The sequence below is a fragment of the Streptomyces vastus genome (assembly GCF_039532825.1).
Taxonomy (GTDB): domain Bacteria; phylum Actinomycetota; class Actinomycetes; order Streptomycetales; family Streptomycetaceae; genus Streptomyces; species Streptomyces vastus.
The window spans coordinates 1-12,542 of record NZ_BAAASJ010000003.1 but is presented as its reverse complement, the minus strand read 5'-3'; the positions used below and the strand labels follow the sequence as shown (position 1 = coordinate 12,542).

The window sequence follows — 12,542 nt, the reverse complement described above, 5'->3', positions numbered from 1 at the left end:
CACCAGAATAAGCACCATTGTTGACACCGATGGAGTGGCAAGCCAGAGTGAGGGCGCCGAAGCTCGGCATGTCCATGCGATGAAGGGGCTCAGTAATGCGCATTGAAGCGAGTGGATGGCTGCTGGGAGCCGCCGCGGCGGGCGCCGGGGCGGTGTGGCTGTGGCGCCACCAGGACGAGGTGATGACCCGGCGCCCGGTCAATGAGTGGACGTTCACTCATATGAATCTCCTCATGCCCACCGAAGACGTCCGCCGCGGCGGGGATGTGTTCCCCCTGCCCCGGCGACCGCGCCCCCTGGAAGTGACCTACGGCTTCGAGGGGCGGGAGCGGAGCCTTGCCGAACTGCACGCTCGAACCAACACCACCTCCTTCGTCGTACTGCATGGCGGCGAGATCGTCCACGAGTCGTATGCGGGGTACTTCGCCGGCGACGACGTACGGTTCCAGATGTTCTCGATGACCAAATCGGTGACGTCGATGCTGATCGGGATCGCCCTCGACGAGAGGGCGATCAAGGAAGTGACCGAGCCGGTGACGGTGTACTGCAGGGGGCTGGTGGGCTCTGCCTTCGACGGCGTGACCATCGAGCATCTGCTCGACATGAGCAGCGGAGTGGGTGACCTGGTGGAGGACCACACCGTTCGGGACAGTCTGATCAACCGGTTCACCAAGGCCGCCACAGGGGGCGGCTCGCTGCACGAGGTCGTGTCCTCGGCCGAGCGTTCCACCGAGGCCGGCACACAGTTCAGCTACTCGACGATCGACACCCAGGTCCTGGGATGGGTGCTGGAGTCCGCCACCGGCCACTCCCTCGCGCAGTACGCCACGCAGCGCCTCTGGAGCCGCATCGGCGCCGAGCACGACGCGTACTACTGGCTCACCCGCAAGCATCCGCGTACCGCGATCGGCGGCGGCTCGCTCAATGCCACCGCCCGCGACATGGCCCGGCTGGGGCTGCTGATGTCCCGTGGCGGAGAGCTGAACGGGCAGCGCATCGTGCCCGAGGAATGGGTGACGCGCAGCCGGGGACGCGAGGTGCCGCACCTGGAGGTCGGCGCGCTGGGCCCCAGCGGCTACCCGCATTACGGGTACAGCAACAAGTGGTGGACACTCGGCGGCGAGCGACGTCCGTTCACCGCGGTGGGGATCCACGGTCAGTACCTGTATGTGGACCCGGACGCCGACGTGGTGATCGTCAAGACCAGTGCGTGGCCGACGGCGGACGACCCCTCGCGTGACGCGGAGTCCGTCACGGCACTGCGGGCGGTGGCCGACCATCTGCAGGATGACCACCGTTGACAACGCCGTCGATAAGATGACAGCCATGACACGCGCGAAGACCAACTCGGCAGGAGCCACTCCCGCGCGGCGGAAGCAGCGTCAGGCATCCTTCCTCACCGCAGATCTGATCCTGGACACCGCAATGGCTGTGATCGAGAGGGACGGTCCGGAGGCGCTCACCTTCCGTCGGCTGGGCACTGATCTGGGCGCCGACCACACAGCCGTCCTGCGGTACTTCCGCGGCAAGGACGACCTGCTGCTCGGCCTGGCCGCCCGGCTGGTCAGCGATGCCCTGCACGACTTCGCACCGTCGGAAAGCTGGCGCGAGACCCTCGCCTCGCTCGCCCGACGGATCCGTGCCGCATGCCTGCAGCACCCGGGTGTGGCCGTCCTGGTCGCCGCCCGCACGTCGCGGCGCGAGCCGGAGTTCCAGGGTGCCGACGTGGTCATCGGCGCCCTGCTCGAGGCCGGCCTCCAGGGACGCGAAGCGGCCTCGTACTACCGGGTCCTGGCCGATACGGCACTCGCCGCCGGCGCCTTCGAGGCTTCCTTCAACGTGCTGGACAAGGGCGCCCAGGAAGGCGACCGGCTGGCCTGGCGCCGCGAGTACCTGATGGCCTCGCCACAGCGGTACCCGAACCTGGCACAGGTCGCCCCCTATCTCGCGGAAATCGACGAAGAGGACCAGTTCGAGACCGCGATCGGCCTGTTCCTCGACGCCGTGGAGCTCCGCGCGCAGCGCGCCCGCGGAGAAGGAAGCGAACACACGGAGAACTGACGCCTCGTCGGGCAACAGGGGCGATTGGGTAATTGGCGAGACCGCGCAGGCACTGGCGGAGTCCCTGCCGGCTTGGAAGCGGTTCGCCGACGCCCGCGGCCCGAAGGCATACGCCGGCTCCTCGCCCGTCACCAGGGCCTCCGGCAAAAAGTCGTCCATCACCAGGCGGTGGGTGAAGAACGACCGCCAATGCGGTCACAGCACTAGCCCACCACCTTCCCGTTCAGCACCACCCTCCGCGGAGCGGCCAGCACCCGTACGTCCTCCCGTGGATCCCCGTCGTACACCACGAGGTCCGCGGGCGCCCCCTCCTCAAGGCCGGGCCGCCCCAGCCACGCCCGCGCACCCCACGTCGTGGCCGACAGCGCCTCGACCGGAGGAATCCCCGCGGTCACCAGCTCCGCCACTTCCCCGGCCACCAGCCCGTGTGCGAGTGAGCCGCCGGCGTCGGTGCCGACATAGACCGGGATCCCGGCGTCGTACGCGGAGCGCACGGTGTCGTAGCGCCCTTCGTGGAGCCGTCGCATATGGGCGGACCAGCGCGGGAACTTGGACTCGGCGCCGGCCGCGAGGCGTGGGAACGTGGCGATGTTGACGAGGGTGGGGACGATGGCGACGCCGTGTGAGGCGAAGAGGGGGATGAGGTCGTCGGTCAGGCCCGTGGCGTGCTCGATGCAGTCGATGCCCGCCTCCACCAGGTCGCGCAGGGAGTCCTCGGCGAAGCAGTGGGCGGTGACGCGCGCGCCGAGGCGGTGAGCCTCGGCGATGGCCGCCTCGACCGCGTCTCGCGGCCAGCAGGCGCCGAGGTCTCCCGTTCCGCGGTCTATCCAGTCGCCCACCAGCTTGACCCAGCCGTCACCGCGCCGGGCCTCCTGGGCTACGTATGCGACGAGGTCGTCGGGCTCGATCTCCCACGCGAAGTTGCGGATGTAGCGGCGGGTGCGGGCGATGTGGCGGCCGGCCCGGATGATCTTCGGGAGGTCGTCGCGGTCGTCGATCCACCGGGTGTCGGAGGGCGAGCCCGCGTCCCGGATGAGGAGGGTGCCGGCGTCGCGGTCGGTCAGCGCCTGCTTCTCTGAGACGTCGTCGGGGACCGGGCCGTGGGTGTCGAGACCTACGTGGCAGTGCGCGTCGACGAGGCCGGGAAGAGCCCAGCCCTGGACCGTACGCACATCACGGACGTCGACTGGACGCTCGTACGAGATTCTGCCGTCGATCACCCAGAGTTCGTCCCGGGCGTCGTCGGGGCCGACGAGCACCCGCCCTTTCACGTGCAACACCGCGCGATCGCTCATGTGCTGCACTCTAGTAAGCGGAGGCTACTCCCCCTTGCCCACCTGGTCCGAGACCTCCTCCTCCACGTCCGCCATCGCCGGGTCGAGCAGCCGCGACAGGAAGTGCCTCGTCCGCTCATGGGCCGGGTTGCCGATGACCTGCTCGGGCGTGCCGTCCTCGACGAGCACGCCGTCGTCCATGAAGACGACCCGGTCGGCGACCTCGCGCGCGAAGGTCATCTCGTGCGTGACGACCATCATCGTCATGCCCTCGTTCGCGAGCATGCGCATCACGGCGAGCACGTCGCCGACGAGTTCGGGGTCGAGCGCGGAGGTGGGCTCGTCGAAGAGCATCACCTCGGGGCCCATGGCGAGCGCGCGGGCGATCGCCACGCGCTGCTGCTGGCCGCCGGACAGCGAGGAGGGGTACGCGTCCGCCTTCTCGGAGAGGCCGACGCGCCGCAGGTTCTCGGCGGCCACCTTCGCCGCCTGCGCCTTGTCCCGGCCGAGTACGCGGCGCTGCGGCAGGGCGAGGTTCTCGGTCACCGACAGATGTGGGAAGAGGTTGAACTGCTGGAACACCATGCCGATCCGGCGGCGTACGGCGTCGATGTCCACGTCGGGGTGGGTGACTTCGGTGCCGCCGACGAAGACCTGGCCCTTGGTGGGCTCCTCCAGGAGGTTCACGCAGCGCAGCAGCGTGGACTTGCCGGAGCCGGACGGGCCGATGACGCACACGACCTCGCCGCGGCCGATCTCCAGGTCGATGCCGCGCAGCACCTCGTTGTCGCCGAAGGACTTGTGCAGGCCCATGACCTGGATCTCCGGTGTCGCCGAAGAGACTTCCGTGCTCACTTGGTGGCCTCCCCGGCCTTCGCCTCAAGACGTCGTACGACAAAACCGAGCGGCACCGTGACCAGCAGATAGCACAGGCCCGCGACCAGGATCGGCGTGGAGTTGGCGCTCTGGCTCGCCAAGTCCCGGCCGAACTTGGCGAGTTCGCGCTCTTCGAGGGTGACGCCGAGGAACAGCACCAGCGAGGAGTCCTTGAAGAGGAGGACGAGTTCGTTGGTGAGCGGCGGGATCACGATGCGGAAGGCCTGCGGGATGATGATCGAGGCCATGGCGCGCGTATGCGAGAAGCCCAGCGAACGGGCCGCCTCCATCTGCCCCTTGGGCACGGCCTGGATGCCCGCGCGGATGGTCTCCGCCATGTACGCGGCGGCCACCAGACCGAGCGCGAGGGCGACCTTCCCGTACGTACCGCCGGGGATCTCCGTGCCCGGGAAGGCCAGCGGTACGGCGACGCCCACGAAGATGAAGATCAGCAGGGCGGGCAGTCCGCGGAAGATCTCGATGTAGATGCCGGCGAGCCAGCGGTACGGTCCCACCGGCGAGAGCCGCATGAGTGCGATGACCATGCCGAGGGCGAGGCCGAACACGAAGCCGGACAACGTGTAGAGCACGGTGTTGCGCAGTGCCAGCGTGATGATGTCCGGGAACAGTTCCTTCGCCAGGTCGGCCTGGGCGAACTGGTTCTGCAGCCGGTCCCAGTCGGCCGTGACACTGAGGGCGACCAGAGCGGCGACGAAGACCGCGTACTGGATGCCTCGCGAGACGGCGCGTTTCTGACGCCGGGTCAGGCCCTGCTTGCGTGGCTGGACCTGGGTGTCGGCCTCGCTCATGAGGCGGCGGACGGGGAAGCGGAGGCAGCGCCCGCGGCGTCCTCGTCGTATGGGCCGATCCACTGCTCGTACAGCTTCTTGTACGTGCCGTCGGCCTTCGCGTCCGCCAGCGCCTTGTTGATGGCCTCGACGAGTTCGGTGTTGCCCTTCTTCACCGAGAAGCCGTACTGCTCACCGGTGTTGAGGTTGTCGACGACCTCGAAGGCGTTGGCGTTCGCCTTGTCCTTGAGCCAGCCCTGGACGACCGGGTAGTCGATGATGACGGCCTGGACCTGGCCGGTGCGCAGGCCGTTGAGGACCGCGTCGGAGCTCTCGAAGGAGACCGGGTCGAAGCCCTTGCCCTTCGCGTACTCCTCGCCCGTCGTCTGCGCCTGGGCGCCGAGCTTCTTGCCCTTCAGGGCGTCGAAGGAGCCGATGCCGCTCTTCTTGTCGACGAGGACGGCCTGGGTGGCGTCGAAGTACGGGTCGGAGAAGTCGACGTTCTTCTTGCGCTCGTCGGTGATCGTCATGCCGGCCGCGGCGAGGTCGCACTCCCCGGAGTTGAGGAACGCGCCGGTCTTGAAGTTCTCGAACGGCGTGTCCAGGATGTCCTGCTTCACGCCCAGGTCCTCGGCGACCAGGTCGACGAGCGCCACGTCGAAGCCCTGCACCTTGCCGCCTATCTCCGACTGGAAAGGCGGATACGGAAGGTGAGTGCAGGTCGTGAGCTGCCCCGCCTTCACGATCGAGACCCCTTTGACGGTCTCACCACCCCCGTCGCCCGAGGAACAGCCGGCCACGAGCACCAGCCCGGCCGTCGCGGTGGTGGCGGCCAGAATGCGGGCCCGGCGTCCGAGGACCGTGTTCACGGGGGTGACCTCCTGAAGGGGTCTGTGAGGGAATTTCGCCTTCCGATTATAAGGAAAGCTTTGGCCACCCCAAATCATTCCCATGGCAGCCGGGTGCTCCGACCTGAGAAGTTTCGGCCTCAGGAGTTCGGTCGACGGGCCTCCGACGTGTGCTCGAGGATCGCGGAGGCGAGCGGGCCGAGCACCGGGCGTGGCAGTGCGTGCCCCATGCCGGGGATCTCGACGAGGCGCGCGCCGCGAATCACCTGGGCGAGGTGCTGCGGATGCGGCGGAGGGAAGACGGGCTCGGCGGGCGCGGAGATCACGAGGGTGGGCACGTCGGTCTTGGCGAGTTCGTCGGTGCGGATCATGCCGGAGTCGTCGGCGCGGGCGTGCGCGGTGCCGGCGATGTGGTGCCCGGTGTGTTCGATGATCCTCCGCTCGAGGTCACGCGCGTACTCCGCGTCGAAGGGAAGCAGTTCGCCGCTCAGAGCCCGCCAGTGCTCGACCCGTCGCTCCAACTCGGCCTCCAGCCCCAGGTCTTCGGCGGGTCGGGCCCACATCTCCAGCACGTGGGGAGCGACACCGGGGAGTTCCTCGGCGGGGGTCCGGGGTCCGTCCGGGTGGACGTACGGGGCGGTGCTGAGCGCGCAGGTTCCCATCAGGGTGGCGCTGAGCAGTCGGCCGGGGTGGTCGGTGACCAGGAGCTGGGCCAGCATTCCGCCCAGCGACATGCCGGCGACGTGGGCACGCCGGACATCGAGGCCGTCCAGTACGGCGACCGCGTCCTCGGCGAGCGCGGTGATGGGGTAGGGCCGCTCGTCGAAGGACCAGGTGGAGCGGCCGGTGTCGCGGTGGTCGTAACGGATGACGCGGTGGCGGCGGGCGAGCATGCGCACCAGTTCGTCAGGCCAGCCCCTGCCCGAAGACTGGGCACCCATGATCAGCAACAGTGGCGGGGCGTCGGTGGGGCCGTGTTCCTCCGCCCACAGGCGGATGCCCGGTGCGGCGTCGATGAAGTGCTGCATGGGGTGCCCTTCGGGGTCGGTTGCGGTTCGGTCGTGAGCGGCAGGGTCGGCGAGTTCGATAGGTAACTATACGAGGCGATACGTATCGTCTCGTTGAGTGCTCACCATACAGCAGGTTGCGAGTACATGCCGGACCTGTGGCGTCAGTCGCCCAGGTCGAACCGGGGTTCCTCGGTTCGGGTGCGCTTGACCTCGTAGAAACCCGGGACGGTGGCCATCAGCAGAAACCCGTCCCACAACCGCCCAGCCGTCTCCCCGCGGGGAGCGGGAGAGACGACCGGGCCGAAGAAGCCGATCCGCTCGCCACGGGGCCCGGCGACCGACACCACCGGGGTGCCGATGTCGCCGCCGGCCAGGGCGACGGCCTGCGCGTGCGAAGACCGGATCGCCTCGTCGTACGCGGTGGACTCGGCGACCTCGGCGGTCTCTTCCGGCAGCCCGGCATCCGCCAGGGCCGCCTCGAGGTTCCCCCAGTCGCCCTGGAGGTGGAAGCGGGTGCCCATCGCCGTGAAGAGGTCACCGAGCGCTCGCTGACCGAACCGTTCCTCCACTGCGGCACACACTCGCACCGGCGCCCACATGTAATCCCCCCACTCGCCCTCGGGGTTGTCGTCCCGGTGCTCGTTGAGCACCGAAAGACTCATCACCCGCCAGCGCACGGTCACGGGCCGCACCTTGGTGACCTCCACCATCCACCGCGAGGTGATCCACGTGTACGGGCAGACAGGGTCGAACCAGAAGTCGACGGTCCGTCGTTCGGTCATCTGATCGACTCCCTGTACGGATACGCTCGAACTCCCGTACTGGATCGGCTACGTGAGCACCTGTCAAGCGCCCAATGAAACAGAGGTGTCGCAGGAAAGGGGACGGACGGGAGACACCGGCCCCGGCCAACGGCGAAATGGCAGCCCCTACAGCGCCAGATGGCCCAGCCCTCTGCGCCTCCACGACTCGGGCGGTACTCCAGGCCCTTCATGGTCTCCGGGAGCTCGACATGGGTTCGGAACTTCATGCCGCGGGCTCCCACATGAACCCGTCCGGGTCGGTGAAGGCCCCGGCGTCGCCGCCGGTCGTGAGCCGGTGGGCCCCGCTCGCCGTCGCGTGATGCGACGTTGGGGCTGACGGTGCCGGGACGCGCCTTGGTCTGCGACAGCAGATCCTGCGGGAGGCGCGGGAAGGATCCGGAGGCTTTACGCGTGTTCACCAGCTGATTCCGGCCGCCACCGGCAGGTGGTCGCTGCCGGTGGCCGGCAGCACCCACGAGCTCTCCGGCTCCACGCCGCGGACCAGGATCTGGTCGATCCGCGCCACCGGGAAGGACGCCGGCCAGGTGAAGCCGAAGCCGTCCCCGGCCGCGTTCCGGGCCGAGCGCAGCTGTGAGGTGATGCCGTCGAACGCGCGGTCGTCCATGGTTCCGTTCAGGTCGCCGAGCAGCACCACCCGCTCGTTCTGCTCGGCGGCGAGGGCCTCGCCGAGCGCCTGCGCGTTGCGGTCCCGCGAGTCCGTCCAGAAGCCCGCCCTGGGATTCACCCGTACGGACCCCAGGTGGGCCACATACACCGCCAGCGGCCCGTGGTCGGTGGTCACCGTGGTGCGCAGCGCCCGGTTGTAGGCCATCTTGACCTCGGCCGGCTTGGTGTCCCCCAGCGGCCCGACGTCCATCTTGATGTCGACCGGCTGGGTGTCCGACAGCGGCAGCTTGCTCCACAGTCCGACCGTGCCCTGCACCGTGTGGTACGGATACGCCTTCGCCAGCCCCTTCTCGTACGTGCCCGTGGTCTGCTCGGTCATCTCCTGCAGGGCCAGCACGTCCGCACCGGAGGCGGCCAGGTCGCGGGCGGTGCCGGCCGGGTCGGGGTTGTCGGCGCCGACGTTGTGGCCGGCCACCGTGAGGTCGCCGCCCGGGTGGGACTTGTCGCTGAGCATCGCGCCGAAGAGGTGCAGCCACACCATGACCGGCAGCAGCAGCGCGACCACCGCGGAGACGGAGCGACGCCACAGCGCCCCGGCAAGGAGCACCGGGATGAACAGGCCGAACCACGGCAGGAAGGTCTCCACCAGGCTGCCGAGGCCCCCGATCCGGTTCGGGATCTTCGCATGCAGCAGCATGAGCAGGCCGAGCAGCAGCGCCAGCGCCGCGAGCACCGGGCCGCGCTTCCAGGGCCCCGGCCGGGAGCCGATGCGGATCGCCCGGCGGATGCCCGCGCGCCAGGTACCGGAGCCTGTATCCCGGCGGCCCGCGCCGCCCTGCCCGGTCGCCGCCGGGTCCACCTGCGCCACCGTCAGTCCTCGCTCACTGCCGGTCACTGCTGCATCCTCGGGTCCTGGGTGGGGTCGGCATACATACGCGGGCAACCACGATCGATCGCAGTGGTGCGCAGTTCGTAGTGCCAGGGTTCGTTCCTGTAGACCTGGCACAGCCCGTACTCGGCACCATGTTCGGAAAGCCACGCCATCGCAGCGGAGCGCCCGATGTCGACTGCGTCCCCCGACACGTGAGGAGACGTCACCGCGGTGGCCACCCATCGGGCGGCCTCGTCCGCAGACCCGTATTTGGAGACCGCCTCGCGAAGAAGCTGATTCTGGTACTCCGGGGAACGCCAGCCGTTGTTGACGTAGAACTCGACTCCGTCGTCCGCGGCATCCGTTGCAGCCTGGCGGAGGGCCTTGCGTAAACCTGGATCGAGGTTGGCCACAGCCGGAATCGCGTCATCGAAGACCGTCACGTCGTCGGGGACCGCACCGTCAGCCTCGCCGAGCGCACCACCGTGCTCACTGTGAAGCGGATTCGAGGACGATGCGGCCGAGGGGGACGAAGAGGGCGAGGTGGACGAGGACTTCGGCGCCTGGCAGCCGAGGGTGGTGATCACTGCTATGACGGCTATCAGGTCGACGACAAGGAGCCGGCGAATCCGGCGGGTCGTTGTTCGTGCTGATGGTGGGGTCCAAGTCATGCCGCCAGTCAAGGCAGCGTGGTGTTGCCGGCACGTATGCGGTTTTCGATACGCCGACGATATGTGCCGACTCGTAGCCTTAAGAACATGCGTGTGTTGGTAGTCGAGGACGAGCCGTATATGGCAGAAGCCATCCGCGATGGTCTGCGCCTGGAAGCGATCGCGGCGGACATCGCCGGTGACGGCGACACCGCTCTGGAACTGCTCAGCATCAACACCTACGACATCGCCGTTCTCGACCGCGACATCCCCGGCCCCTCCGGCGACGAGATCGCCAAACGCATCGTCACCTCCCGCAGCGGCATGCCGATCCTCATGCTCACCGCCGCCGACCGACTCGACGACAAGGCCTCCGGGTTCGGACTCGGCGCCGACGACTACCTCACGAAGCCGTTCGAGCTCCAGGAGCTCGTGCTCAGGCTCAGGGCACTCGACCGCAGGCGTGCACACACCAGGCCTCCCGTACGAGAGATCGCAGGCCTGCGTCTGGATCCGTTCCGCCGCGAGGTCTACCGTGACGACCGCTACGTCGCGCTGACCAGGAAGCAGTTCGCCGTGCTCGAAGTCCTCGTCGCCGCCGACGGTGGTGTCGTCAGCGCCGAAGAACTCCTGGAACGCGCGTGGGACGAGAACGCTGACCCGTTCACCAACGCCGTGCGTATCACGGTCTCGGCACTGCGCAAACGTCTCGGCGAACCCTGGATCATCGCCACCGTGCCCGGCGTCGGCTACCGCATCGACACAGCACCCGGCACCGGGCGTGGGGGAGGAGACCGTGGATAGAGCGCCTGGGTTGAGCGTTCGCCTCAAGCTCACCCTCAGCTACGCCGGATTCCTCATGGTCGCAGGCGCCTTGCTGCTCGCGGCGGTGTGGGTGTTCCTCCTGCGTTACGTCCCCGATCGTGCGAGGCTCATCAATCCCGATGAAAAGCCCCCGAATGATGTTTTCCCCATCCGGTCCGCCCTGCTGGATGTTTTCGCTCCGAGAGCAGCCGCAGTACTGGCGTTCCTGCTGGTTTTCGGTCTTCTGGGAGGGTGGATCCTCGCCGGCCGCATGCTCGCCCCCCTGACCCGAATCACCAACGCCACACGCATGGCCACGAGCGGATCACTCTCCCATCGAATCCGGCTACCGGGCCGCAAAGACGAGTTCCGCGAACTCGCCGACGCCTTCGACAAGATGCTCGAACGGCTCGAGGCACACGTCGCCGAACAGCAGAGATTCGCAGCCAACGCCTCTCATGAGTTGCGCACCCCACTGGCGATCTCGAAGGCACTCCTCGACGTGGCCCGCACCGATCCGAACCACGACACCGGCGAACTCGTCGACCGCCTCCACGCCGTCAACACCCGAGCCATCGACCTCACCGAGGCACTGCTCCTGCTCGGCCGCGCCAACCAACGGTCCTTCACCCGAGAACACGTCGACCTGTCCCTCATAGCGGAAGAAGCCACCGAAACACTCCTCCCCGTCGCGGAAAAGCATGGCGTCACCATGGAGACTTCTGGCGACGTCGCCCCCACGATCGGATCGCAAGCGCTCCTGCTGCAGCTGACCATGAATCTCGTGCAGAACGCCATCGTCCACAACCTGCCTGAACAGGGCACCGTGTGGGTGAATACCGGCGTCCGCCCCAAGACTGTGGTGCTCACTGTCGAAAACACCGGCGAGAATATGTCCCCACGGCTGGTGTCGACACTCGCCGAGCCGTTCCAGCGCGGCACCGAGCGCATACACATCGACCACGCAGGCGTCGGCCTCGGCCTGGCAATCGTCAAAACCATCACCCAGGCACACGACGGAACGCTCACCCTCACCCCGCGCTCTGCCGGCGGGATCCGCATCACCGTGGAACTACCCGCGACAGCACCGCACACCGACAGGTGAAGAATCAGGAAATTGACGCGCCTCGTGCCGAGCTGCGCCTCACCCCGCGGTGAAGTGCCCTGCCAGGCAAAGCAGTTGACTGAGGATGCGGAGCCGGGCGATCCGCTCCGGCAGTTCACCGCGCTGATGTCGCGGGGTCGTTGACATGCCCGAGGCGAGCCGCGATCTTTGTGAACCGACCGCTGTTTGACCAACAAAAGGGGGAAATCCAATGCGGATGGTGCGTCTCGCTGTGGCGGGCACGATGATGGCTTCCGGGATGCTCGCGTTCGGCGTGGCTCCTGCGCAGGCGGCCACCTATTGCAGCGGCTGGAAGCAGGTGGAGAGCTTCCAGGAGCGGGCCTGCGTCATCACCGAGAGCGGGAGCAGGATCAGGCACCGGCACCAAGTCCGCAACCTGATCGACCGGACGCAGACGACCCAGGTGACCACGTTCCGGTACATCAACGGCAGCGTCAGCGTCTGCAAGAGTGCGCAGAGGGTGTCGTTCTCTGCGCACCAGACCAAGACCTGGTCGTGTGTCAGCACTCGGATCTCGGGATCGAAGTACATGACCCGCGGCTACATCACCAAGCAGGGCGGCGGCAATGTCGGTGTGGACTCGCGGACCATCACTGGCTGACCCACCTGCCCCTCGCGGAGAGTTGACGGCCCTCGTCGTGCGCTGCCTCGTAGCGCACGGCGCGGGCTGGGGCATGTGTACGCATGCCCGCACTACGACCGTTCCTAGTACTACAGCCGGTGGTTCACGTGACGTGATGGCGGTCGGTTCGTTGGGCCGTTCGTGGGACTGATGCTGCCGCCGGGGGCGGTTGGAACGGGCGA

Annotated in this window: 13 protein-coding genes and 1 pseudogene; 6 read left to right on the top strand and 8 right to left on the bottom strand. The window is 67.9% G+C overall.

All coding sequences use genetic code 11. The annotated features are described in order from the left end of the window. Nucleotides 1-95 precede the first annotated feature (95 nt). From ABD357_RS01305 to ABD357_RS44490, 3 genes and pseudogenes are all read left to right on the top strand, one after another. On the top strand, nucleotides 96-1,301 hold the full coding sequence (locus tag ABD357_RS01305) for a serine hydrolase domain-containing protein (protein WP_344386872.1): 1,206 nt from the start codon (nucleotides 96-98) through the stop codon (nucleotides 1,299-1,301). Between the two features lie 25 nt (nucleotides 1,302-1,326). Continuing rightward, nucleotides 1,327-2,061 (top strand): TetR/AcrR family transcriptional regulator, encoded by a 735-nt coding sequence (locus ABD357_RS01300; protein WP_344386871.1) that lies wholly within the window; start codon nucleotides 1,327-1,329, stop codon nucleotides 2,059-2,061. A 43-nt stretch (nucleotides 2,062-2,104) separates the two neighbouring features. Further along, nucleotides 2,105-2,248: pseudogene (locus tag ABD357_RS44490) on the top strand (transposase); the annotation flags it as partial. A gap of 16 nt (nucleotides 2,249-2,264) precedes the next feature. Here ABD357_RS44490 and ABD357_RS01295 read toward each other — a convergent pair. From ABD357_RS01295 to ABD357_RS01260, 8 genes are all read right to left on the bottom strand, one after another. Further along, nucleotides 2,265-3,356, bottom strand: a complete 1,092-nt coding sequence (locus ABD357_RS01295; RefSeq protein ID WP_344386870.1) for an amidohydrolase family protein — start codon at nucleotides 3,354-3,356, stop codon at nucleotides 2,265-2,267. Between the two features lie 24 nt (nucleotides 3,357-3,380). After that, entirely contained in the window at nucleotides 3,381-4,148 is a 768-nt protein-coding gene (locus ABD357_RS01290; protein WP_344387032.1) for an amino acid ABC transporter ATP-binding protein, read from the bottom strand. A gap of 38 nt (nucleotides 4,149-4,186) precedes the next feature. After that, nucleotides 4,187-5,020, bottom strand: coding sequence for an amino acid ABC transporter permease (locus ABD357_RS01285; RefSeq protein ID WP_344386869.1), 834 nt, complete (start codon nucleotides 5,018-5,020; stop codon nucleotides 4,187-4,189). Continuing rightward, nucleotides 5,017-5,868, bottom strand: a complete 852-nt coding sequence (locus ABD357_RS01280) for a transporter substrate-binding domain-containing protein (protein WP_344386868.1) — start codon at nucleotides 5,866-5,868, stop codon at nucleotides 5,017-5,019. The genes ABD357_RS01285 and ABD357_RS01280 overlap by 4 nt, the downstream gene beginning before the upstream one ends. A 119-nt stretch (nucleotides 5,869-5,987) precedes the next feature. Further along, nucleotides 5,988-6,875: an alpha/beta fold hydrolase gene (locus ABD357_RS01275; RefSeq protein WP_344386867.1), complete on the bottom strand. Its 888-nt coding sequence runs from the start codon at nucleotides 6,873-6,875 to the stop codon at nucleotides 5,988-5,990. Nucleotides 6,876-7,018: 143 nt separating this feature from the next. Further along, the gene (locus ABD357_RS01270) at nucleotides 7,019-7,639 is read right to left on the bottom strand and encodes a mycothiol-dependent nitroreductase Rv2466c family protein (protein ID WP_344386866.1); all 621 of its coding nucleotides are present in this window, start codon (nucleotides 7,637-7,639) and stop codon (nucleotides 7,019-7,021) included. A 436-nt stretch (nucleotides 7,640-8,075) separates the two neighbouring features. Next, nucleotides 8,076-9,062 (bottom strand): endonuclease/exonuclease/phosphatase family protein, encoded by a 987-nt coding sequence (locus ABD357_RS01265; protein WP_344387031.1) that lies wholly within the window; start codon nucleotides 9,060-9,062, stop codon nucleotides 8,076-8,078. Between the two features lie 116 nt (nucleotides 9,063-9,178). After that, nucleotides 9,179-9,829: a M15 family metallopeptidase gene (locus tag ABD357_RS01260; RefSeq protein ID WP_344387030.1), complete on the bottom strand. Its 651-nt coding sequence runs from the start codon at nucleotides 9,827-9,829 to the stop codon at nucleotides 9,179-9,181. An 87-nt stretch (nucleotides 9,830-9,916) separates the two neighbouring features. Here ABD357_RS01260 and ABD357_RS01255 point away from each other — a divergent pair, with 87 nt between their 5' ends. The 3 genes from ABD357_RS01255 to ABD357_RS01245 all read left to right on the top strand — a co-directional run bounded on the left by ABD357_RS01255 (nucleotide 9,917) and on the right by ABD357_RS01245 (nucleotide 12,339). Beyond that, a complete protein-coding gene (locus ABD357_RS01255; RefSeq protein WP_344386865.1) occupies nucleotides 9,917-10,612 on the top strand; it encodes a response regulator transcription factor in 696 nt (231 codons plus the stop codon). Between the two features lie 10 nt (nucleotides 10,613-10,622). Continuing rightward, entirely contained in the window at nucleotides 10,623-11,717 is a 1,095-nt protein-coding gene (locus ABD357_RS01250) for a sensor histidine kinase (RefSeq protein WP_344386864.1), read from the top strand. A 211-nt stretch (nucleotides 11,718-11,928) separates the two neighbouring features. Then, on the top strand, nucleotides 11,929-12,339 hold the full coding sequence (locus ABD357_RS01245) for a hypothetical protein (RefSeq protein ID WP_344386862.1): 411 nt from the start codon (nucleotides 11,929-11,931) through the stop codon (nucleotides 12,337-12,339). The last annotated feature ends 203 nt before the right edge of the window (nucleotides 12,340-12,542 follow it).